General features: G+C 45.7%; 15 protein-coding genes. 2 read left to right on the top strand and 13 right to left on the bottom strand.

Translation table 11 applies throughout. The features are described from left to right. Positions 1-98: 98 nt before the first annotated feature. From MHH63_RS28050 to MHH63_RS28020, 7 genes are all read right to left on the bottom strand, one after another. Positions 99-1,493 (bottom strand): family 43 glycosylhydrolase, encoded by a 1,395-nt coding sequence (locus tag MHH63_RS28050; protein WP_339281856.1) that lies wholly within the window; start codon positions 1,491-1,493, stop codon positions 99-101. 42 nt (positions 1,494-1,535) lie between these two features. After that, positions 1,536-3,284 (bottom strand): glycoside hydrolase family 2 protein, encoded by a 1,749-nt coding sequence (locus MHH63_RS28045; RefSeq protein ID WP_076308700.1) that lies wholly within the window; start codon positions 3,282-3,284, stop codon positions 1,536-1,538. A 27-nt stretch (positions 3,285-3,311) separates the two neighbouring features. Continuing rightward, positions 3,312-5,093, bottom strand: a complete 1,782-nt coding sequence (locus MHH63_RS28040) for a glycoside hydrolase family 2 protein (RefSeq protein WP_341172319.1) — start codon at positions 5,091-5,093, stop codon at positions 3,312-3,314. Between the two features lie 58 nt (positions 5,094-5,151). Further along, the gene (locus tag MHH63_RS28035) at positions 5,152-6,087 is read right to left on the bottom strand and encodes a carbohydrate ABC transporter permease (RefSeq protein ID WP_076126337.1); all 936 of its coding nucleotides are present in this window, start codon (positions 6,085-6,087) and stop codon (positions 5,152-5,154) included. 15 nt (positions 6,088-6,102) lie between these two features. Further along, entirely contained in the window at positions 6,103-7,074 is a 972-nt protein-coding gene (locus tag MHH63_RS28030) for an ABC transporter permease (RefSeq protein ID WP_036680973.1), read from the bottom strand. An 11-nt stretch (positions 7,075-7,085) separates the two neighbouring features. Further along, positions 7,086-8,831, bottom strand: coding sequence for an extracellular solute-binding protein (locus tag MHH63_RS28025; RefSeq protein ID WP_076126335.1), 1,746 nt, complete (start codon positions 8,829-8,831; stop codon positions 7,086-7,088). A gap of 404 nt (positions 8,832-9,235) precedes the next feature. Next, positions 9,236-10,189, bottom strand: coding sequence for a glycoside hydrolase family 43 protein (locus MHH63_RS28020; RefSeq protein WP_076184706.1), 954 nt, complete (start codon positions 10,187-10,189; stop codon positions 9,236-9,238). Positions 10,190-10,683: 494 nt separating this feature from the next. Here MHH63_RS28020 and ilvD point away from each other — a divergent pair, with 494 nt between their 5' ends. Further along, positions 10,684-12,369, top strand: coding sequence for a dihydroxy-acid dehydratase (gene ilvD, locus MHH63_RS28015; RefSeq protein ID WP_339172495.1), 1,686 nt, complete (start codon positions 10,684-10,686; stop codon positions 12,367-12,369). 177 nt (positions 12,370-12,546) lie between these two features. On the opposite strand, the gene MHH63_RS28010 is transcribed toward ilvD, so the two are convergent. Continuing rightward, positions 12,547-13,947 (bottom strand): polysaccharide deacetylase family protein, encoded by a 1,401-nt coding sequence (locus MHH63_RS28010; RefSeq protein WP_076192865.1) that lies wholly within the window; start codon positions 13,945-13,947, stop codon positions 12,547-12,549. A 208-nt stretch (positions 13,948-14,155) separates the two neighbouring features. Here MHH63_RS28010 and MHH63_RS28005 point away from each other — a divergent pair, with 208 nt between their 5' ends. Continuing rightward, positions 14,156-15,349, top strand: coding sequence for an AI-2E family transporter (locus MHH63_RS28005; protein WP_076184708.1), 1,194 nt, complete (start codon positions 14,156-14,158; stop codon positions 15,347-15,349). On the opposite strand, the gene MHH63_RS28000 is transcribed toward MHH63_RS28005, so the two are convergent. The 5 genes from MHH63_RS28000 to MHH63_RS27980 form a co-directional block, all read right to left on the bottom strand. Then, positions 15,307-17,118, bottom strand: coding sequence for a peptidoglycan D,D-transpeptidase FtsI family protein (locus MHH63_RS28000; protein ID WP_445321777.1), 1,812 nt, complete (start codon positions 17,116-17,118; stop codon positions 15,307-15,309). The genes MHH63_RS28005 and MHH63_RS28000 overlap by 43 nt on opposite strands. Before the next feature lie 171 nt (positions 17,119-17,289). Then, positions 17,290-19,362 (bottom strand): methyl-accepting chemotaxis protein, encoded by a 2,073-nt coding sequence (locus tag MHH63_RS27995; RefSeq protein WP_081386426.1) that lies wholly within the window; start codon positions 19,360-19,362, stop codon positions 17,290-17,292. Between the two features lie 47 nt (positions 19,363-19,409). After that, on the bottom strand, positions 19,410-20,372 hold the full coding sequence (locus MHH63_RS27990; RefSeq protein ID WP_341172318.1) for an acetylxylan esterase: 963 nt from the start codon (positions 20,370-20,372) through the stop codon (positions 19,410-19,412). 1,325 nt (positions 20,373-21,697) lie between these two features. After that, complete coding sequence (locus MHH63_RS27985) at positions 21,698-22,729, bottom strand: glycoside hydrolase family 130 protein (protein WP_076126323.1); 1,032 nt, start codon at positions 22,727-22,729, stop codon at positions 21,698-21,700. 76 nt (positions 22,730-22,805) lie between these two features. Next, on the bottom strand, positions 22,806-23,639 hold the full coding sequence (locus MHH63_RS27980; protein ID WP_076126321.1) for a carbohydrate ABC transporter permease: 834 nt from the start codon (positions 23,637-23,639) through the stop codon (positions 22,806-22,808). Position 23,640 lies beyond the last annotated feature (1 nt).

The following is a 23,640-nucleotide window of genomic DNA, read 5'->3' as shown; positions in this document are numbered from 1 at the left end:
AATGAGATGAAAAACAATTACACCTACAAGCCCTTTCACCTAGAAATGACCTCCGGAAAACCGGAAGCCATTTCATATGTCTCTTAGGTTTGTTCGATTCACAATGGCTTAATATCAATGAAATCAATTTCTCCGTAACCTTCGCCTTTGGTAAAACGAAGCTTGTTCATGCCTGCCTTCAGTTGAACCCGGGCTGTGGACAGCCCCCAATTCTCCCACCCTTTATTGGTGATATAGAATGGGCTGGCAGGTCCTGCATTGACACTAAGCTGAAAATTCGACCAATTCCCGCCAGACGTTCCATTCGCCGTTCGAGCCAAAAGAATATACTCGCCTGCGGCTGCCGCATCAACCGAAAATTCCACGTAACTGTCCGGCGTATCAATATGACCCGCCTTAAGTCCAGCCGAGCCCTTGGGACTCGAAGAGGCATAGGCATCGCCGCCAAATGTCCCTTTTTCCGCTTCGTAGCGGGTATGCATGGTTTCACCTGAAGGCAAAGTTATCGGAAGATTAGGGTCAACGGGAATACCCAGATTAGGTGTATGATCAGCATTCCAGCTGAATTTCTGCATCCGCACCTCGCGGTTCCAGCCAGCGTTATTGTATTTGGCGACATGGTACATGATCCAATCCTCTTGGCCGTCAGGAGACTTTGTAAACGAATGGTGTCCAGGTCCGTAAAGTCCATTGCCTGAGGAAAAGATAGGCTGATTGCGTTTATTCCATGATGCCGGATTCAACAGATCACTGGAGATGTCTGCGGTGATCAGTCCCAGACAATAATCATTAGTCCAGCTTCCGCTTGCCGAGTAGACCAAACTAATGACTTCTCCATTTATAATCACCTGCGGTCCTTCATTCACATTTGGGGAATGATTCGTTTCCCAGCTATACGTTGGTCTTGAAATCTCTACGCGTTCGGAATCAATGGTCCAGGGATTACTCATATGCGCGATATAGAGATTCTGCCGCACATTAACATTCCCCTCCCAGCCGGACCAGATAAAATACAGCTCGCCGTTCACTTGCAGCACAGTACCGTCTATAGCCCACTTATTGCTTGAATCTGTGATCTGGCCTTTGTACTGCCAAGTTCCCTGCATCGGGTCTGCCGCTGTGTTCTCCATTACATGCATGCGGTGGTTTACGTTATCTCCGTCGTCCATCGCATAGTAGATATACCAAGCTCCGTTTATATAATGTAGCTCAGGCGCCCAGATGCCGCTACCGCCCGTGTTGACAACTTTAGTAGGCGCTGCATCAATAGTGGTCAACTGGGCTGACTTCCAGAGGGTAACATTGCCACCTGTTGTTTTGGTGAAATAATAGAAGCCATCTGTATGTTTATACACCCATGGGTCCGCCCCGTCCTGCATAACCACGTTGTAAAAGTCATTATGATCAGAGACAGCTAGGGTCACCTTCCCCATTGGAAGAATAAGAAGAACACTTAAGGCGACCAGACATTTTTGCCGGAAATTCACTTTCATAATCTATCACATTCCTTTCGAATGAATAGTTACGTAGCGCCTCTAATCTTCAATTGCAGCCTTACGCGCATTGATGCCGCGGATTCGCTCGGGGTCGAACTTCGGCTGTCTGTCATAAGTGTACAGTCCATTGACTTCCTGCTCCACATCGTACAGCTGGGTATAGCAGAATCCAAACATCAGCGGATGATCCAATAGAACATTCGTCAACCCCTCGTAGCGTTCGATAAACATTTGCTCTGAGGTCGGTCTGTCCCCATACCCCCATGATTTTTCATCTTTCTGCTGCGGGTTCCACCAAATTCCGCCATACTCGCTGATGAAGTAAGGTTGACCTTCATATGTTTGGCGATCCGGGAAGGTATTGAATACTTCTCCGCCGCTTTTCATCGGTTCATATCTGTCCCGGAACGTCTGCGGATTCTGGTCATAGTCATGAAGATCGAAGATATCTGTAGCCACATGGAAGTTGCCGCTTGTATCAATTACTGGACGTGTTGGATCCATACGTTTTGTTACGTCGTAAACAATCTGGAGCACGGGGTTATGCTGTTTCGCACCGTCCCGGTCCCAGGTCTCATTAAAAGGGCACCAGCCGATCAGCGCGGGATGATTGAAATCACGCTGCATACCTTCGAGCCATTCCGGCAGGAAGTGAGTCAGGCTATCCGCTCCAGTAATATTCAGCCCCCAATTGGCATGCTCTCCCCAGACAAGATAACCTAATTGGTCAGCCCAATAAAGATAACGCGGTTCAAAGATCTTCTCGTGAAGCCTCGCGCCATTGAAGCCAAGCCCTATTGAGATTTCGATGTCTCTGCGCAGATCTTCATCAGTAGGAGCGGTATAGATTCCCTCCGGATAAAAACCTTGATCCAGAACTAACCGCTGAAATACGGATTTCCCATTGATCCGGAATGCCATCCCATCCAGTCGTACCGTGCGGAGTCCAAAATAAGAATGGACCACGTCACTCTCCCGTCCCTGACTATGCAAGGACAACTTCAGGTCATACAATCTGGCGTTTCCAACTTCCCACAAGTGAATCTCTGATAGTGGAATCGTAAGTTTTATAGAGGGTCCGGAAACGATCACACTGCTGTCCCCAACGGGTTTGCCGCCATAAAGAGCAGTGGCCCTAAGCGTGTCCCCCGCTGCGTTCCCTTGTACCTTCATTTCGAGGTGCACACAGCCATTGTCGGGATCAGCGACAACTTTCAGATTAGACAGATAGGTTTCAGGGACTTGCTCAAGCCATACCGTCTGCCAGATTCCTGTAGTGCGTGTATAATCACAGCCGTGCGAATGGAACTGTTCACTCTGCTTGCCCCGTGGCTGTCGTCCCGATCGAACGTCGTCTTCAGCATAGACAGTAATCACATTACTGCCCGCTAAAAGATTAGAAGTAATATCAAAGCTAAACGGAGTATATCCTCCGCGATGCGTACCTACGGATACGCCGTTCACCCAGACCTCCGCCATATAATCAACGGCGCCAAAATGAAGGATAACTCTGCCATTTGTCCAGCTCTCCGGCACGGTAAACTCCCTTTTATACCATACAGCAGCCATAAAATCTTTATATTCTACACCGGACAGCTTGCTTTCCGGACAGAAGGGCACAGTAATTGTCCCTGAGAGATTATGTTCGTTAACAGGGTATCCGCGTTCCTTCCCACTTTTGCCATGATCAATTTCGAATTGCCACTGGCCGTTCAGATTGATCCACTCTGGTCGAATAAAGTCAGGGCGGGGATATTCAGGACGCGGAAGCGTTGCTTGTTGTGTCATGGTGTAACTCCTTTTAGTAAATGTTATTTATTGGATATGCATCATAATGTTGCGGATCGCTTCAAGCGGAGCTTTGGGCTGTCTATCATAGGTGAGCAGTCCGTTGATTTCCTGCTCGACATCCGTCAGCTGGGTATAGCAATACCCTTGGATCACCGGGGAAGTGAACATCGGGTCAACCACAGCCTTGAGCTTCATCAGGAAATCCTCTTCATTCTCTGCCCCAGAATAACCCCAGCCCTCCCACTCACTTTTCTTGAAGGCAATTCCACCAAACTCGGATACGAGAATCGGCTGGCCTTGATACGAAGCTCCACCGACAAATATTTTGCGGTTGGCCGGCATCGCATTTACAGAAGATTCTACCGTGGCATATCTCTCCTCCAGCACTGCCTGATGGCTCTCATAGTCATGAATAGTCACCAAATCTGTAGTCATATGCTCCCACCCATCGTTATACACAACAGGTCTCATCTCATCCAAGGATTTCGTTAAATGATACATAGCCAATCCGTGCTGCTGCTGGCGTGTATCAATCTGGACATTGGGAACACCCCAGCTCTCATTAAGCGGAACCCAGGTCACGATACAAGGATGGTTATAGTCGCGCTCGATGATCTCCTGCCATTCCTTCGTGAAACGGCGGACATACTCCTCGGAATATTCGTAAGCATTGGCTGCCTCACTCCATACCAGCAGGCCGAGCTTATCACACCAATACAGGAACCGGGGATCTTCTGTCTTCTGATGTTTTCTCACCCCGTTAAAGCCCATTTCTTTCGTCAGCTGGGCATCACGTTTCAGCTCTTCGTCTGTAGGTGCGGTTAGTATCCCGTCAGGGAAGTATCCCTGATCCAGCACCAGTCTCTGGAAATATGGGCGGTTATTCAAGCATAGCTTGCCATTTTCAATCGACACCTTGCGCATGCCGAAATAACTCTCCACTTCGTCAATTATTTCCTCATTCCGAAGCAATTGAAATTGAATATCATACAAATTCGGATGCTCAGGGCTCCATAAACGTCCAAGACCATGATCCGCAAAATCACCCAAGCCGATAGTGCGCAGCTGCTCACCATTCATGACCATATATTGATCTTCCGCAATTACTTCACTGTCATACGATACCGTTATGCGCAGCTTGAGCGGATCAGCAGACTTAAATCCTTGCAGAAAGGTCCGAAGCCGGATTTCATTGCGGTCAATATCTGGTGTCATCATGGTTTTACTCAGATGCACTGCAGACAGCGGTTCAAGCCAGACACTCTGCCAGATTCCGGTTGTGCGGGTATAAAAGATGGCAGCAGACTGCTCCAGCCAATATTGCTTGCCACGCGGCAAGGTGACATCACGGCTGAAATCCTCTGCGCGCAGTATGATGGTATTCCTTCCTTTGAGCAGCGAAGGAGTGATATCGACCTGAAATGGTGTATGTCCGCCTTCATGCACGGCCACCAGCTGACCATTCACCCAGACTTTTGCCAAATAATCAACGGCGCCGAAATGGAGGACAATCCGCTTCCCATTCCAACCCTCAGGAACTTCAAAAGTTCTTCTATACCACACAACATCATGAAATGAAGGATCTTCAATCCCGCTCAGCTTGCTCTGAAACGCAAAGGGCACTTGAATAACCCGTGAAAATAAACCCTTTGTGTCCGTCCGATACCATTGTTCTTCCTCACCGACATCTTCATCATCAAACGTAAAATCCCATTCTCCATTTAGGCTAAGCCAATCCTTACGGGCAAATTGGGGTCTTGGATATTCTGGACGTGGAACGGATGTGCTGCTTGCTTCTGTCAACATGGTGTACTTCACTCCTATTAAATAATTTCTATATAAGATGAACTTGTTTTTTTGCCCGCTATCCTTTAATCGAACCTACGTAAACACCTTTAACAAAATATTTTTGCAAGAAAGGATATACCATTAATATAGGAAGCGTAGAAACGACGATCGCACAATACTTAACCAGCTCGCGGAAAGCCGTCTGGCTCTGGGCACTATCGATGACTACCCCGCCTGCACTGCCGATCGAGGTTGCGGTTGCATCATTAGCTACTAATATTTCCTTCATTAATAGCTGCAGTGGGAACAGCTGTCTGTCCTTCAACAACACCATCGCATTAAACCATGAGTTCCAGTTCCCCACTAAATAGTATAAAAAGATTACGGCCAGCGTAGCTTTGGACAGCGGAAGAATCACATTCGTTAAAATATGGGCCTGACTTGCCCCGTCTATGGTAGCCGCTTCTTCCAATTCCTGCGGAATGGCTTGAAAGCTAGTTCGTAGGATAATAATGTTCCATGTGCTTAAAGCACTTGGCAAAATCATGGCCCACAAATTATTGTACAGACCAATATCCTTCATTAATAAGAACCAAGGAATCAACCCGCCGCCAAAAAACATGGTGATTGTAATCAGGATCATGATGAAGTTTTTGAAATACAATCCTCGTCTGGATAATACATAAGCTCCCAGAATGGTCATGATCATGTTGACTAATGTGCCTAATCCTACATATATAATCGTGTTTTTATAGCCGTTGATCAGACTGTTATCTTTAAATACCAGCTTATAGCCATCCAAAGTGAATCCCAGCGGTTTCAGCAAAATGCCTTTATGAGCAATCAACATGCCGGGGTCGCTGACGGAGGCAAACAGGATGTGCAGGATCGGATAAAAACACACCAAGGTTAATGCGGTCAGCAGAGTATAAAGTGTGCCGTCAAATACTCTGTCACCGATGGATTTATGTTTTCGTCTTTTTTTCGCTTTACGCTGCAAATTATCTTTCATAGCTGTCCCTCTTTCTTACCATAAGCTGACCTCGGACCTGCGTTTGGCTATTGTATTGGTCATCCAGAGCAGCCCAAAGTTAACGATTGAGCTGACCAAGCCCACAGCCGTGGAATAACTAAGACTGGCTTCTCTTAAACCGCGACGATACACGTAAGAGGCAATAACATCCGCCGTATCATAAATCAGAGGATTGTACAGCAGGATAATCTTCTCGTACCCGGACGACATCAACCCGCCGATGGCAAAAATAAACAGAATGATGATAACTGGGCTAATCTGCGGCAGCGTAATATGCCACATTTTTTTAATCCGTCCCACTCCGTCAATTTCAGCAGCTTCATATAATGAAGTATCGATGGAACTCATCGCCGCAAGGTAGATGATGCTATCCCAGCCGATGCTCTGCCAAATGCCGGAGAAGGTATAAATCGGCCGGAAGAACGAAGAGTAGCCGAGCAGTGAAGAGTACTCTTTTCCGGTAATAAATTGCAGGATTTGCGTGATAATCCCTTCATCTGCGGCAAAGATATGAATGATCCCGCATACCACCACCAGGGAAATAAAGTGCGGCATATAGGTGATCGTTTGGACCACTTTTTTAAACTTAACCCCACGGATTTCATTCAGCATCAAGGACAGAATAATCGGGGCTGTAAATCCAAAGGCAATCCCCCAAACATTGAGGAGAAGGGTGTTTTTAACGACCCGCCAGAAATAAGGCCCTTGGAAAAAATCAATAAAGTGCTTAAACCCTACCCACTCGCTCTGGCCAAACCCCAGCAGGGGTTTAAAATCCTTGAAGGCGATCATAACCCCCCACATCGGCCCGTAGCAGAAAATCAGGAACCACGCTACAACAGGGACAGCCAACAGATAGACAAACCAGTTCTTTTTCAAATCCTTCTTAATCACTAACTTGGTATTTTTAGGTTTGGCGTCCTGAGGAATGGGCTTTATCGCTCTGTTTTTTCGTAATATTTCCATAAAACAACCACCTATCGTTTGTTATATCGATCTAAGGCTGCCTGATGGATACTCAAAAACTCTTCCAGTCCCATACTCTGAGCTTCTTTCAAAAATTTATCATAGGCATCTACCGGCAGGTCTCCCATTATGATTTTTGCAAAATACTCTCCGCGCAGTGTCGACAGCTGGTTTCCAAGCTCGGCTTCCCGCGAAGCTTCATCTTTGGTAAAGGAAATAGGTGGCATAGCCATACTGGTGTCCATATTTTCTGTCCAATTCTTGCGAATGTCTCCCGAGTAACTTCCTTTGGCAGCGATCAGCGGGTTGGAATGATGCTCATCCCGGATATCCGGCCAGTTGTGCATCCGGTATTTCCATAAGGTTGTCGATACGGGCTGACCTTCAGGGTCTTTAAAGATATAACTGTTCTCTGGATAATAAGGCATTCCCGTCTCATCAATCAGGTGGACCGTGCCATATTCACCAAAGTTAATCAATTCCCAGCCCTTTTTACTGTAATTAAAATCAAGCCAAGCCATTGCCGCTTCTACATTTTTGCTTTGCGTGGTGATCGCAGCTTCGATACCCGCTCTTTTGAAATTTTTGTACGTGGTTGCGGACTTATCTCCTTTGTTCAGAACCGGGTTCAGTGCGCCCACAAAGTCGATACCGCTTTGCTCTTTCCAATAACTCCACATCGTATCCGGAGAGTCCATCATCATCGCGGTATCTCCCGAAATGGCGCTCGCCATTCTCTGGTTAAAGTCTGCCGTTGCCCAGTCCGGGTTCAATAATCCTTCTTTGTTCCATTGCTGCATGGTGGTCAAATATTCCTTAGCTTTCGGCTGTGCTGGCCCCCAGGCCACTTTGCCATTCTCATCAAGGAACGTCCAATCCCATACTCCATATGCGCCATTTATGATGCCGGTAAAAATCTGGCCGTAAGTAGAGCCGTAATTAAGTGGTGCTTTGTATCCGACTTCCTTTGCTTTTGTCAGGAAGGTATGCCATTCATCAATCGTATTTGGAACTTCAAGCCCTGTTTTGTCCAGCGCTTCCTGCTTAATCAATGTTCCAAACCAAGTCCACTCTGAATATGGGGCGATGCCATAGAAGCCGAGCAGCTTGCCGTCATCCGTGACCGTGGTTTTTCTTCTTGATTCATCCGAATTGCGCCACTTCGTATAGTTCGGAGCATTTTTCTCCATCAGATCTGTCAGATCGATATAAGCACCGTCATTTACGCCCGCTTCAAAACCTCCCGGATAACGTCCCGGCTCAATGATAATGTCAGGCAGTTCACCGGAGGAGATCATCAGCGTGAAGGCATCCGCTTCCTGGCCGATTGGCGGCGTGATGAAGTTTACTTTGATTCCCGTTAATTGCTCCACCTGCTTCTGGACAGCATGATTGTTCATATCCGGAATATTGGAATTCGCAGGCATCCATACATCCAGAACCACATCACCTTTAACAGGATAAGCTGAGTAATCATTTGGAATGACTTCATCGAAGACGTCGCCGAGGTATGTATCATTCAAGGAATGATTAACTTCGTCGATTTGCTCTTGCGTTGGGGCTGTATTGCCGCGTATGTCTGCGCTGATATCTGTAAACTCAACCGGGTCTTTGGCTGTGCTCTCGTTCTCTTTGTTGTTGGAGACACCCTTATCAGCCCCATTGTTTGCACTGTTGCCACTACATGCTGTTACAGTCGAAATGATCAGTATTAACACAAATAAAAGACTAAAATAACGCTTTGCATTGTTCTTCATACTTAACCTCCCACTATAAAATATTTGCCACAACGCCTTAAGCAAATCCAAAGCTTGGAACCACGCTCCTTTTTGACCTGTAGATAACTCCCCTTGATTAATACAGTTTTTCTGTATCTCAGATCGAATTATAAGCATCCAAAATTCATATGTCAACGCTTTCATACAATAATTTTGTAATCGTATGAACTTTTCTCAAACAAATATATGGCTATGCCAACTACAAACCTATTAAAAAAGCGTACTAACCATCCTGTATTTTGGCGAAAACCCCTTATAAAACAGGCGTTTTTCGTCAATCATTATCGACAGCGAATAAAAATATCTGCATTACATGAAAAGGCCATTCATTACAGTTTTTCTGTAATGAATGGCCTTTTCAGTCTTGATTTCCTGTTTTATTCTTATTCTCCCGACGGTACGGTCTGAGCAAGCGTATCCCTACAAGGAACCCCAAAATCTGGTGTCCCATCCACCTTCCACCCAAATTTCTGGATACGGGTCGCGCGCAAAGACACATCCGCTCCAGCGGAAGGAAGCGCATGATAGACTATCCAATCTTCCTTGCCATCAGGAGAATGTGTGAAGCTATTGTGCCCCGTGGCAAAAATCCCGTTCTCTACACTTTTGCAAAATACAGGCGACATTGATTTTTCCCATGACAGCGGTTGCAAAGGATCTGCCGCTTCGCTCATGGTGAGCATCCCTAGTGCATAATCCTCAGACCAAGTCGTACTTGCCGAATAAACCATGAAAATACGATTGTTTCGCTGCAAAATTACCGGACCTTCGTTAATCGCCATGCCACCTTGCTTCTCCCATGACAGAGTTGGAGCGGTAAGCAGGTGATGCTCCCCTTCTAAGGTCCAAGGATTACTCATTCGCATAATGTAAATAGCCGACCCATAATCAGGAAAATGACCATATCCCGCATACAGAAAATACAGCTGATCCCGCAAAGACATTACTGTTCCATCTAACCCTGGGACAGGTGTCTGCAAAGCACCTCTCCATACCCACTGTCCTTCCAGCGGGTTCGCTGCTTCATTCTCCAGCACACAAATCCGCCGTGAATCGTCGCCTCCTCCGTCATTCGCAGTGTAGTAAATGTACCATCTGTTGTCCAAATGATGAATTTCCGGCGCCCACAGATTGTAACTGTAGCTGCCCCCCGGTTCGGGAGACCAGATCACTTTCTTGTCGCCCTCCGCAAGGCCGGTCAAGGTTCTAGATCTCGTCAGCTCCAGACATTTAGCTTTTGTGGCCATAAAGTAATAATAGCCATCGGTATGTTTGAATACCCATGGGTCTCCTGAGCTTGCTACAATTGGATTTAAAAAAGTTGTACGCTGTGACATTCCCTTTCCCTCCTTAGCTTTTCATCCCCGTAAAAACGATCCACCGCGGCGATAATAATAGACAAATCCCGATTTTCCAGCACCTCCCATAAAATAATAACTCCCATCATACTCAGCTCTCCTAAAGTTGTCTAGAGTGGTAAATAGATACATCCGAACCCTGTTCCATTTTCCAAATAAAGCACTTTCCTTTCGAAAATGAGCTTTTCCTCCACTTCCCACGCTTTGCGTCAATCGACAAACTTCACATTGTCCGGTAGAAAAAACGTGCTCTTTGTGATAGACTCACTAATAACAATGACTTCTCCGTTCATTTTAGGCGGTAACTGTTTATACCAAAACAGCGGCTTTTTTTATAGAAACGGCATCGCTTTTCTTATTGAGGAAGCAGGTCCCCGTTCTTTCTATAAACCGTATATACGCAGGTCTTTGGAGTTCATTGCGTTAATGCGACACTATATTTGATTGAAATTCATTTAGGGGGGAATGTCATTATGGCAGCCAAGAAAATGCGTTCAGACATGATTAAAAAAGGCTTTGACCGTGCTCCACACCGTAGTCTCCTGAGAGCAGCCGGAGTAAAAGAAGAAGATTTCGGAAAGCCGTTTATTGCGGTCTGCAATTCCTATATTGATATTGTTCCAGGGCATGTGCATTTGCAAGAGTTCGGTAAAATCGTTAAGGAAGCGATTCGAGAAGCTGGTGGCGTTCCTTTTGAATTCAATACGATCGGCGTAGATGACGGGATTGCTATGGGACATATCGGCATGCGTTATTCACTGCCAAGCCGCGAGATCATCGCTGACGCCTTGGAAACTGTAGTTTCCGCGCATTGGTTCGATGGCATGGTCTGCATCCCTAACTGTGATAAAATTACACCGGGCATGATGATGGGCGCACTGCGTGTTAACATCCCAACCATGTTCGTAAGCGGCGGCCCAATGAAAGCCGGCGTAGATAGTAAAGGTAATAAGCTCTCTCTGACCTCGGTATTTGAAGGCGTTGGTGCTCACCAAGTCGGCAAAATCAACGATGCAGAGCTGCTTGAATTAGAACAATTCGGTTGTCCAACCTGTGGATCTTGTTCCGGAATGTTCACTGCCAACTCCATGAACTGCCTTGCAGAAGCACTTGGACTGGCATTGCCAGGTAACGGTACAATTTTGGCTGTTGCTGATGAGCGTAGAGAATTTGTTCGCAAATCCGCAACACAACTGATGGAATTGATTAAGCTGGATCTTAAACCAAGAGATATCGTAACTAAAGAATCCCTTGATAACGCATTTGCACTGGATATGGCAATGGGTGGTTCTACTAACACAGTGCTGCACACCCTTGCATTAGCTCAAGAAGCAGGTATCGATTATCCGCTTGAACGCATTAACGAAGTTGCAAACCGTGTTCCCTATCTGGCTAAGCTGGCTCCAGCTTCTGATATCTTTATCGAAGATGTGGACCGTGCGGGCGGCGTTAGTGCTGTATTGAATGAACTGCTGAAGAAACCAGGTGCTCTGTTCGGGGAATGTATGACCGTTACCGGCAAAACATTAGCTGAGAACGTAATCGGACACGAGATCCAAGATACTTCCGTAATTCATACTATCGACAACCCTTACTCCGAAAGAGGCGGTCTTGCCGTACTTTACGGAAACTTGGCTCCAGAGGGTTCTATCATCAAGGTTGGTGCAGTTGATGCTTCAGTAGGTGGATATCATAAAGGTCCTGCGATCTGCTTTGATTCCCAAGAAGCTGCACTGGAAGGTATCGCGAACGGTAAAGTTAAAGAAGGCCATGTAGTCGTTATCCGCTATGAAGGTCCTAAGGGCGGACCAGGAATGCCGGAAATGCTGGCGCCTACTTCACAAATCGTGGGTATGGGGCTAGGTGCTAAGGTCGGTCTGATTACAGACGGTCGTTTCTCGGGGGCTTCCCGCGGAATCAGTATCGGCCATATCTCTCCAGAAGCAGCTGAAGGCGGTCCGATCGCTTTTGTTGAGGATGGAGACATCATTGAGCTGGATCTCAACAACCGGAAGATTGAATTGCTGGTTGAAGAAGAAGTATTAGCAGTTCGTCGTACGGGTTGGAAAGAATTCGAACCTAAAGTTAAAACTGGTTACCTGGCTCGTTACTCCAAAATGGTAACCAATGCAAGTAACGGCGCAGTGCTGAAGATTTAATCCCTTTAGCAAAAAAGAATATTAAAACAAGCAAGAGCAGTCCCACCTTAGTATTTCTAATGGCGGGCTGCTCTTTTTTTAATTATCCCAATAAAAAAATGTTCCACAACCCATCGCTGGATTGTAGAACATCTCTTTACATGTCCACTGTAAAATATTTATCAATAAGATCATGAATCAATTGGTTACTGTCGCACCTGGCATTTCTACATCCGCAACCGAATCATTAAGTGACAACGATTCTTCCTGTTGCGATTTGCGTTTTTTTGCAGTTTTCGGATGATGAGGCAGCTGTTGATTCATCTTTTTGAGCAGCTCTGAAACAGGCATCAGGATAAGCTTCGGCACAAGGACCTCGCTCCGTTCTTTAAGCCTTGCCCCACCTGCTGGATGAATCACACTTAACAGGATTCTTAAGTAAAATTTGGAGGAACGTGCGAATAAGCCATCCGGCAAATCACGTACGGTAAAGCCGAATTTCTCCGGTCCCCGGTTAATCATGCTGACTCCATAAAGCGCTTTGGCTTCCGCAAGATCCACATCTTTGGCAATGATCTCAGCAAGAATGGGCAGATCCTTTTCCATTCTGCGGATCATTCGAATCGCAAGTTGAGCGGAAGAACGTGAATGAATCCCTAATTCGAACAACTGTTTATTATCGATGTGCAGCTCAATGACTTTGTCACCTTTACGCAGCAGTTCTCCGCCCTCGAGTTCAACCGGTTCACCCTGATATTTCCGCATCCGATAATGCAGGAAAGGATCTGACGGAGTAATCGTTTGGAGATGAAAAAGAGCTTGAAATACCTGTTCCCAAGCTAACCAAAGTCCTACAAGCACCCGTTTACCAAAAGATAAGCGCCGGATAGGTGACGTCTCAGCCATCTTAATCATCTCATCAATTCGAATGCTGCGTAGTCCCCGTTTACGGGCTTCCTCCAGAGTCTGCTCAAGAGCCACAAGCATATTCCCTGGAGCATCCGCATCTGCACCCAGCGTTGTGCCGCTATCATGCAACAACATCACTTCCCCGGGATTTAGACGGGCCAGCATCTTCTCAGTGAGTTTTTCGGCGCCGAGCTTCTCACGCCAATCGCCAAACATTGCCGACCAAAGCACAATTTCAACTTGGCGTCGTTTGGAAATATCAAATAAATTGACAATACCCCAAGGTGGACGGTAATACGTACTGCGTTCGCCAATAATATTATAAATAATATCATTCGTACGTTGAATCTGCCGGCGGACGGTTGCTGGCCGCATGAGCCAGTTCGTCTTGTGAACATAATTATGAATTCCGATGAGATGTCCCTCATCATGGATACGCTGAATAAGATCAGGATAACGTTCAGCATTAGAGCCGACTACAAAAAATGTTGCTTTTGCATCATACCTCTTCAGTAATTCCAGCAGTAATGGTGTAAATCGAGGATCAGGTCCATCATCGAAGGTCAGTGCGAATTCATTTCGCCCAGTTCCTTTACGAAAGACACGGTAACCAAAAATCCGGCTGATCATACCAGGGATAAAAGCATAAAATGATGAGATGTAAAATAACCAGAGCAGCAAAGTCTGCATATTAATTCCCCGCTTTTCCAGAGTTGACTTTGGCTCGCCTAATGTCTGCAAGCAGAACCCGTGAAACGGCCAAGTGAAGTAGAATAAAAAAACGTTACCCCCTATTTTAACACATGTATCAAAGAAATAGACGCTTTTAAAGTAAAATCATGTACAATGTAATCAACCTGGCGTATCCACTTATAAAAAAAGGGAGTTGTTTATATCTATGCTGCCGTTATACAAAAAATATTGGCGCACATTTTTTGACATCGGATTAATTGTCCTCACGGTTTATCTAATTATGTTCTCCTTTAGTAAGCTGTATCAGTTAGCTGCACCTGTATTCCTGTCTTTTTTTGTATTTTTGCTTATCGAACCCTTGGCCCGCTTCTTGAACCGCCGTGGTCTTGGTAAACCTTTTGCCTCCGCCATTTCAGTGTTGCTCTTTCTGATTGTGCTGTTAGGTACATTATTTGGTGCCGGTCTACTGATTACGATCCAGGCCCTTCACTTCCAAGAGAACCTCCCTAAATATACATATGTGGTGCAGCAGCATTTTGTGGAGACCACGACCTACCTGCAGCAAAAAATAGATAACTTGCCACCCGATATTACGAACAAGGTCAACGGGTACTTTAAAGATGCCACGGATGTTCTAACAGGATGGCTGATTACTTTTCTAAAATACATGGCCGGTATTCTAGGCTCCTTCTCCACCTTCATGGCCAATTTCGGGATAGCCATTATTTTGGCATTTTTTCTTAGCATGGAAATCAAAGATTGGCGTAAAATCGCGCATGACAAAATGCCAAAAACCTTTAAGAACGCCTTCGCCTTTTTGCAAGGCAATGTATTCAAAGCCATCGGTTCCTATTTAAAAGCACAACTTATTCTGATCAGCATTACATTTGCCATAGTTCTAGTCGGCTTATTTATTCTGCGAACCGGCAACGAAATCACAATGGCATTAGTCTGCGCGGTATTTGATGTTTTGCCGCTTCTTGGCGTGACGACAATTTTAGTCCCTTGGATCATCTATTTGTTCATCGTGGGCAATACTTCACTGGCTATCGGATTAATTATCCTCCTTGCCATTGTACTAATTGTTAGGCAATTGCTTGAGCCGAAGATTACCGGGAATTCGATTGGCGTATCCTCAGCCTTCCTTATGCTGTCGTTCGTCATTCTGTCCACATCTGCTTTCGGTATGGCTGGTCTGATTCTGTCGCCGATTCTGCTTATTCTGATAAAAGAACTGATTCAACAAGGGTATCTTCAGAGCTGGATCTATCTCCCGCAAGAGGAATTTATCGTTTCACCCTTTGCAGCTAACGGTCCAGCTTCCAATCAGACCAGCTCTGCGCCACCACCTGAACCTCAAGCTCCAGAGGGAACCGATGATAATAAATCCAATATCTGACCGAACAGCTTAACGGCTAGATGTGAGCTGTCCGGAACGACGTTCTCCACCGCTACCGACACAGCATATCTGGGATGATCCACCGGCCCATAGCCGATAAACCATTGATTATTACGCGGCATACCCTTAACAAGGGTTTGTGCCGTACCTGATTTCCCGGCAACCGGCCATTTCGTGCTCTGCAGACTTGTGCCGGTTCCATCCGTAACTACTTTACGCATCCAGGACAGCAGCTGGCGGGCTGTAGATTCTGAGATCCTCCCGGCAGTTGAAGGGGAAAGATGACCCGGCAGATCCTCTAGCTTTTGCCCATTTGCAAAGGTTACACGCTGGAGAATTCTTGGCGCTCTCACTTCCCCGCCATGCAGTAACGTCACCACCAGGTTCGCTGCCTGAAGTGGGGTCACTTGCACATCTCGCTGCCCAATGGCCGTCTGCACTCTGGCGCCTGGATCATCCGGCAGCAAAGAAGTAAAGATCGTCCCCTTCTGCTCACCGGACAGTGGCTTAAGAACTGGAAAACCAAGCGTATTCTCCGCTTGCCAGCTAATATCTCTTCCGAGCCCCAGCGCGAGTGCTGTCGCTTGAAGCTGCGCCCCACTCAAACGTTCTGCCAGCGCAGCAAATACAGTATTACAGGACACAGCGAACCCTTGCGCCAGCGTGAGGGGACCGTGTCCTTTTCCTTTTAGACAAGACAATCCATATTTCTCATATTGCCCTGAACAATAGAAGAGCTCATCCGCTGAGGTGACCCCGGCTTCTAGTGCTGCTGCTGCTGTGACGATTTTGAAAATTGATCCAGGTACGGCAGCCTGCAACGCCCGGTTATTCCACTCTCCCCCTTCAGGGGATATCTTCTCTGGGTCGTAAAAAGGTAAAGATACCATGGCTTCAATATCTCCCGTTCCGGTGTCTAACACCACCACGGCTCCTTCCTTCATTCCAGCTTTGACAGCTAACTCCTCTATTTGTTCCTGAAGCTTTTTATCAATCGTTGTATATAAAGACAGCGGATAATACGGATTGCCCGGGGCTCTTACTTGAATGGGACTGCCCGGGACACGTTGCCCGCGCGCATCAACCTGAGCGTATGCCTCAGTATGCCCTACACCTCGAAGCAACGGCTCCAGGGTCTTTTCTAACCCGTCCGTTCCTGTCATCGGAATTCTCAGCCCCGATGGCGAAGCCTTCCCACCAGGGTTTGGGACCTCTTCCGATAAATATCCAAGCCACTGCCGACCAGTTGCGTTCCCATCATATCTGCGAGCAAAAGGAAGCACGCCTACGCCGTCGATCCCCAATGCACTCACTTCTTCCGCTTGTGCGGATGTAAGTGCGAGCGGTCCTTTTCCCACTGAGGATGGCCAAAGCAATGGTTCTTTAAGAGAAGAGCGCTTGTTTAGCAATTGCTCATAACTCACTCCAAGGATAGCTGCCAACCGGTGCATGGACTCAGCTTCTTCGTATACGACCTGCGTCACGGTATTCCTAGTCTTCGCCTCTTGAGGAAAAAACGCAGCCGTCCAAATGGTTTCCCCGGCAAGGGGTTCACTCTTTCGGTCATACAGACGCCCCCGCCCAGTGTCCAATACCGTCTCCCGTTCGCTTTGAATTTCTGCCATCTTTGCAAGTGTATATTTCGTTCCAGGGACCGTCTGTTCCTTCATAAACAGTTGAATCCACGCCAGCCTAAGGACCAACACGGCTACAACTGAACATAAAATAATCAGTCCGCCGAGTATACGTCTGTGGACATTATTGTGCAATCCCATTCCTCCTGACTGACGTTCATAGCCTTTATTATGTCCCACCCGCTGGATTATTTACACTCATGCTTAGTTAGCTAATTTATAGCCTTTTGAATAGCACAAAGACCAGTCCCAAATAATTGGAGACTGGTCTTTGTAGTTAAAAATATTTACTTAGGTTATGCAAAGTTACAAATTAAATTTGGACAGTTTTTCTTGCAACTGCCGGGACGCATGCTCAAGCTGCTCAGACAGCTCCACTAAATGATCACTCACACTTTGTTGCTCCCCGCTAAGCGAAGCCACTTCTTGAGAAGCTGCTGATGATTCTTCTGCAATGGAGCTGATATTGCCCATCGAATTTGACAGCACCTTCTGGGATTGGCTCAAGCTATCCATCGATAAAGCAACAGATTCCAAGCGTGTAATAAAATGACGCATCTGATCCTGTACAGATACGAAGATATCGCTAGTGCTCTCAACTGAAGTAACCTGCTGATTAAAAAGAGGGGCTACTTCCGAGAGAACACCTACGGTCTCGTTCATATCCTTCATAATGGTGTCTGTTATATTAGCCACCACAGCAATGGATTCTTTGGACTGATCTGCAAGCTGGCGTATTTCATCGGCCACTACCATAAATCCCCGGCCGGACTCCCCTGCCCTTGCCGCTTCTATCGTTGCATTTAGAGACAAAATATTCGTCTGCTGTGTAATATTCTGCATAACATCAAGCACCTTCATCACTGATGATGTGGTGTCTTGCAGCTCATTCACTTTCAGCACAAGCTTATTCGTCATATCGCCCGTCTTATTGGTCTTGCCAAGCAGCTCTTTTAACTCATTAAAACCTTCTTCACTAAGCACGCCGATACTATGTGCGGTATGATCCATCTCATGCGTAGCTGAGTTCACTTTGTTCATTTGCACCGAAATTTGCCCCGTAAGCTCGTTACCCTGGTCCGCCTCCAAAGCTAGGCTGCCTGAACCTCCGGCAATTTCTTCTGTTGCTGCGGCAATCTCTTTGGCTGCCATCGCTGTCTTACGCGATACTCTACTAAGTTCATCGGCAGTTTCCATTACCTTCCTCGCGGTTTCATTAGTATGGATTACCAGTTCTGTGATCCGTTCCATCATCCTATTAAAGGAACCCGATAACTGACCAATTTCATCTCGTGAGGTAATATCCGTACGTACTCCAAGATTTCCATCTGCCCCTTGAGACATTAGATCCTTAAGTCGGGTCAAGGGCTTAGATACCATTCTGTACATCCAGTAACCAATTAGAATGGCGACAATAGCAGCCACCGCAACAATAATATATGTAGTTTTTAGAATACGAAGTGCGTCTTTCGTAAGATTCTCAGCCGGAACAACACCAAGCAATCTCCAGCTGGAGCTTTCCATCGTCCCGTACACAGCCAGAATGGATTTTCCTTTCTCATCCTTCGTTGGCAATGACCCAGCCTCATGCTCCAAACCATGAAGAAGAGTCCCTCCCAGACTGAGATAAGTATCTGTTCCCACTTGCTGGGACGATGCGATCAATTCATCCTTATCCGTCAGCAATTGCATGTAAGAGCTGGGTCCGAGATCAACTTTACGAAGCTGATTTTCTAATTCACTAATTCTAATATCACAGATAATTATGTATCCCGGGCTTTGTGTATCCCCAGCTATCGATTGTGCCAAATGAAACATACCCGAAGTATTTCCGGCTTGCCCCTGTTCTGTTCGGGGAATCCACAATGTTTGTGGTTGCTCCTCAAGCTGCTTGAACCATGAGGACTCTCTGAATTCTTTGATAAAAGCGCTGTCTTTTGATCCCGCTGACGAAGTAGGGACTTCCTGATTCATCGGGATGAGGTATACAGCTTCTACCCCCTTTGATGCGGTCAGCCAGGCATTTAGCTCGGCGCTAATCTGGTTGGACTGCAAATTACGTTCCTCATTACTTGTAGTGGGATTATTCCCTTGTTTGAGTGCATCCTGAATCTCATTGTTGTAAAGAATTCTTCCTAGGCCATCCTCATAACGCAATAATTCAACATCAAACTTCTCTGCAGCTTGGACGACTGTCTGTTGATTGGCTGACAGCGCGTTATTCTCGATCGTTTGCTCAGCTACGGAATAGGAAATGTAGCCAAGTGAGAGAACGAGTACCATTGTTGAGATGAAGAAGATGAGAAAAAGCCGCACCCCAATCGATTTGGCAGGGTGCAGCTGGAAATGCGCCTTTTCTTTTTTTACTTGCGACTTCATCAATTGTTCACCACCGTTGTCTTCAGTTATGCCTGCTGGCTTATCTCTTACAAGGTCATGAACAATTCCAACGCCCGATCGGCAAGATATGGTAAATACTCATGACCGTACTCATAATAAACCATAAGCTCTTTGGACGCTAGTATTTTATTGTATGCGGCAAATTGAGTTGAAGGTGGACAAATCGTATCGGATAACCCGGTAACCCACAGTACTTTAGCCTGTATTCTTTTGGCAAGATTCTGAATATCGATATAACCGAGCCTATTAAAAATCTCATCCTCACGCAAATGATGGGGATCAAAAAAACGGAAATAATAGTTGATCTCCTCATAAGCTGAGGTGGTAATATCCAGCTCCCAAGCACGTTTATAATCTGAAAGGAAGGGATATACAGGCAGGGCTATTTTTATGCGAGGCTCTAATGCTGCACAAGCCACAGTCAGCGCTCCACCTTGAGATAGTCCAAAGGCACCTACACGTTCAGGATCAACTTCATCCATAGACATCAGAACTCGGGCAGTCTGTGCCGTATCCAAAAACACATTGCGATAATAAAGGTTATCAGGATTAGGATCATCCATCCCTCGAATGATATGTCCGCGTATCGTAGTCCCTTTTACGGTAAGGTTATCTTCGGAGAGGCCACCCTGGCCGCGGCAATCCATCGCCAGGACGCTAATCCCGTGAGCAGCATATGCCACCTTCTCCATCCAATCCCCGCTGTCACAAGAGTATCCATGGAACATCACTACACCGGGACCTTTTTTATGTACGCTGTTCTTCGGTCTTACATATTTGCAATGGATTCTTGCACCGCCAACTCCGGTAAAATACAAATGAAAACATTCCGCAAGTTCACTGACAAACTCCGCTGGTTCCAGTTCATAATCCAGCGGCTGTGCATCCAGATCACGCAATGCCCTCTCCCAAAATTGCTCGAAATCATCCGGTTTTGGACTACTTCCGTTATATTCCTTTAACTGTGACAAATTCATGTCGCTTCCCAAAATATTATTCCTCCTTAAGTTATGTAACGAAATTGTTCGCTTGCTGTTCGTAACCGCGAAGCAACGTTAGAGTTACTATGCTAGATAGAAACGGAGGCTGGATAGTTGCACTTTGTGCAGCTATTACAGTTGAATATGTGTGTTTTCCCTCCTAGTTGCACTTTGTACAACTAAAAAACGGTAAAAGGAGCTTTTGGTGGTTACTTCGCTGATATAGTTGCACGAAGTGCAATTATATCGCTTAGCACCTTAGGTATAGTTAGTTTAAGTGCACATAGTGCAACTATTTACGTCAGAGCCATAGAGTGACCAAGCCATAGAGTAACTAAGCAACAGAGTAGCAGAAAAGCCAACAGAGCCACATTCACCATTCACTCGCTGCTTGCCTATTACCTCCACAACTAATCATATTCCACGTACCACTACCTTCTTATTACCTCCACAACCACTCACATTCCACTTGCACCTATCTTCCTGTTGCCTTCACAGCTAATCACATTCCACGTACCTACTACCTTCTTATTACCTCTACAACCACTCACATTCCACTTGCACCTATCTTCCCATTACCTTCACAACACCCACATTTTCCATCTTGCCTATTAACTTCTTTATAATCGGCACAGTAACAGTTTGCGACTGGATAGTTGCACTTTGTGCAGCTATTATAGCTGAATATGTGTTTTTTCCCTTTTAGTTGCACTTTGTACAACTAAAAAACGTTAAAAGGAGCTTTTGGTGGTTACTTCGCTAATATAGTTGCACGAAGTGCAATTATATCGCTTAGCACCTTAGGTATAGTTAGTTTAAGTGCACATAGTGCAACTATTTACGTCAGAGCCATAGAGTTGTACTTTGTGCAGCTATTATAGCTGAATATGTGTTTTTTCCCTTTTAGTTGCACTTTGTACAACTAAAAAACGGTAAAAGGAGCTTTTGGTGGTTACTTCGCTGATATAGTTGCACGAAGTGCAACTATATCGCCTAGTAACCAAAGAAATGTTAGTTTAAGTGCACAGAGTGCAACTATTTACGTCAGAGCCATAGAGTGACCAAGCCACAGAGTGACTAAACAACAGAGTGATCAGAATCGCCAACAGAGCCGAATTTCCCCCTCGCCTGCTACTTATCTATTACAGGCGATAATGTGTCGTTCTGTTGTACATTCTGCAACAGAACACGGAGGTCGCACAAGGCAACCTCCGCACTGAGCACACCCAACAACATTCAACACACCAAACCCAACACACTTTTTTCGAACTCTACGCTACGCAATTCTCCGGAACTCTAGCAAGCTCACTGCAAATATAGGTCATTAAGTCCAATTAGATTTTGCCTAAACCTGCATCATCGCCAACCTCTTCATGGGTTTCGATGACATAGTTGACGATTTCATCAACCGTTGTATAAGCAACGCCTACATAAGTATCAGCCGCGCCATAATAGATGGCGATACGGCCGGTTTCTGCATCATGCAGAGTAGCACATGGGAATAGGACGTTATTCACAAAACCTCTTTCCTCGTACCATTCTTCTGGCGTTAATACAAAGTTCTTCGAGCGATATTTTACTTTCGAGGGCTCATTGATGTCCAAAATAACCGCTCCCATACTATACACAAGACCATTGCACGTTCCAGTTACGCCATGGTAGAACATCAACCAGCCTTCAGTAGTTTCAATCGGCGCTGGTCCGCCACCAATTTTGACACTTTGCCACCAGCCTTGACCACCCTTGGTCATTACATGGCGGTGTTTTCCCCAATATACGAAGTCAGGGCTCTCACTAAGGAATACATCACCAAATGGCGTATGGCCACTGTCACTTGGACGGGACAACATCACGAAGTTGTTGTTGATTTTTCTAGGGAACAGTACACCGTTCCGGTTGAATGGCAGGAATGGGTTTTCCAAGCTGATAAATGTTTTGAAATCTTGTGTTTTTGCTACCCCAATAGCTGCTCCGTAGAAATCTGTACACCAGATAATATAAAATGTATCTTCAACCTTCACCAGACGCGGATCGTAAGCATAACGCGGCTGATAAGGATTACCTTCTTCATCTATAAATCGGATCGGCTCATCATCGATTTTCCAATCCAAACCATCCACACTATGTCCCATACGCAGATGCGGACGAGTAGTGTTATCTTCTACACGAAATACACCAATAAAACTGCCTTCATACGCAGCAACCGCACTATTGAAAATACGGGCTACACCTTTTGCAGGATTTCTTTTGATAACCGGGTTATCATTATGTCTCCAAATCGGATTCTCGTAGCCAGCAGGCTTTTCTTGCCAAGGCATGTTCGGGATGTTAATTGCACTTGCTCCAACCAATTTTACTTCACTCATTAGTTTTCCCTCCAAATGTATGCAACTTTTCAGTATGCTATTTTATCTAGTACTGTTATTAAATTTACTGTCGAGCTCACTTTACAGAACCTTGTGAAAAACCATTGTAGATATATTTTTGCAAGGCGGTAAACACAACCAATGTCGGTATAATTGCGATCATAATCGCCGCACATATTACTTCCCACTGCGATCCATATGGACCTTTAAACTTAAAGAGTGCTGTGGAGATCGTTTGCAGATCTGTTTTCGGCATATAAAGGAAAGGGGTGTAAAAATCGTTATAAATATTAACACCCTTCACGATCACTACAGTTACAATCGCCGGCTTCAACAGTGGCAAAATAATTCTCCAATAAATCGTCCAATACGAAGCTCCGTCCAGCATCGCGGATTCATCCAGTGACTCGGAGATCGAATCCAAAAACTGCATGAAGATATAAACAGCGATAATATCCGTGCCCAAGTACATAACGATTGGTGCCCATCTGGTATTAAATAATCCCAAGTGATTGATGATTTGGAAAGTAGCTACTTGTGTAGTTACACCTGGAATCAGGGTGGCAATCAGGAACATACTAATTAGGATCTTACTGCCTTTAAATTTGAAGCGCGATAAAATATAAGCCATCATCGAACCCGTCAACGTAGCACCCGCAATAGAAATCACAACGATAATGACAGTATTTTTAAAACCGAGCAGCATTTTTCCGTCTACAAAAGCCTTAGTGTAGTTGGAGAAATTCAACCAATTCTCTGGCAGCGTTAACGGTCCGGTAGAAGCATATTCGGCTCCGGTTTTTAATGAAGCGAAAAACACGACCACGATAGGTATCAAAGCTACAAGTGCTCCCAAAATCAAGGTGAGATATTTGAATATACTAGCAGTGGTATATTTTACAGAATGCATA

Origin of the sequence: Paenibacillus sp. FSL H3-0310, assembly GCF_038002785.1 — a bacterium.
In the GTDB taxonomy this organism is placed as follows: domain Bacteria; phylum Bacillota; class Bacilli; order Paenibacillales; family Paenibacillaceae; genus Paenibacillus_AQ; species Paenibacillus_AQ odorifer.
This window is presented reverse-complemented; position numbering and strand designations above follow the sequence as displayed.

Excerpts from the sequence above, each read along its gene's own strand:
- MHH63_RS28050 (WP_339281856.1), bottom strand. The coding sequence starts at position 1,493 with ATGAAAGTGAATTTCCGGCAAAAATGTCTGGTCGCCTTAAGTGTTCTT.
- MHH63_RS28045 (WP_076308700.1), bottom strand. The coding sequence starts at position 3,284 with ATGACACAACAAGCAACGCTTCCGCGTCCTGAATATCCCCGCCCTGAC.
- MHH63_RS28040 (WP_341172319.1), bottom strand. The coding sequence starts at position 5,093 with ATGTTGACAGAAGCAAGCAGCACATCCGTTCCACGTCCAGAATATCCA.
- MHH63_RS28035 (WP_076126337.1), bottom strand. The coding sequence starts at position 6,087 with ATGAAAGATAATTTGCAGCGTAAAGCGAAAAAAAGACGAAAACATAAA.
- MHH63_RS28030 (WP_036680973.1), bottom strand. The coding sequence starts at position 7,074 with ATGGAAATATTACGAAAAAACAGAGCGATAAAGCCCATTCCTCAGGAC.
- MHH63_RS28025 (WP_076126335.1), bottom strand. The coding sequence starts at position 8,831 with ATGAAGAACAATGCAAAGCGTTATTTTAGTCTTTTATTTGTGTTAATA.
- MHH63_RS28020 (WP_076184706.1), bottom strand. The coding sequence starts at position 10,189 with ATGTCACAGCGTACAACTTTTTTAAATCCAATTGTAGCAAGCTCAGGA.
- ilvD (WP_339172495.1), top strand. The coding sequence starts at position 10,684 with ATGGCAGCCAAGAAAATGCGTTCAGACATGATTAAAAAAGGCTTTGAC.
- MHH63_RS28010 (WP_076192865.1), bottom strand. The coding sequence starts at position 13,947 with ATGCAGACTTTGCTGCTCTGGTTATTTTACATCTCATCATTTTATGCT.
- MHH63_RS28005 (WP_076184708.1), top strand. The coding sequence starts at position 14,156 with ATGCTGCCGTTATACAAAAAATATTGGCGCACATTTTTTGACATCGGA.
- MHH63_RS27995 (WP_081386426.1), bottom strand. The coding sequence starts at position 19,362 with ATGAAGTCGCAAGTAAAAAAAGAAAAGGCGCATTTCCAGCTGCACCCT.
- MHH63_RS27985 (WP_076126323.1), bottom strand. The coding sequence starts at position 22,729 with ATGAGTGAAGTAAAATTGGTTGGAGCAAGTGCAATTAACATCCCGAAC.
- MHH63_RS27980 (WP_076126321.1), bottom strand. The coding sequence starts at position 23,639 with ATGCATTCTGTAAAATATACCACTGCTAGTATATTCAAATATCTCACC.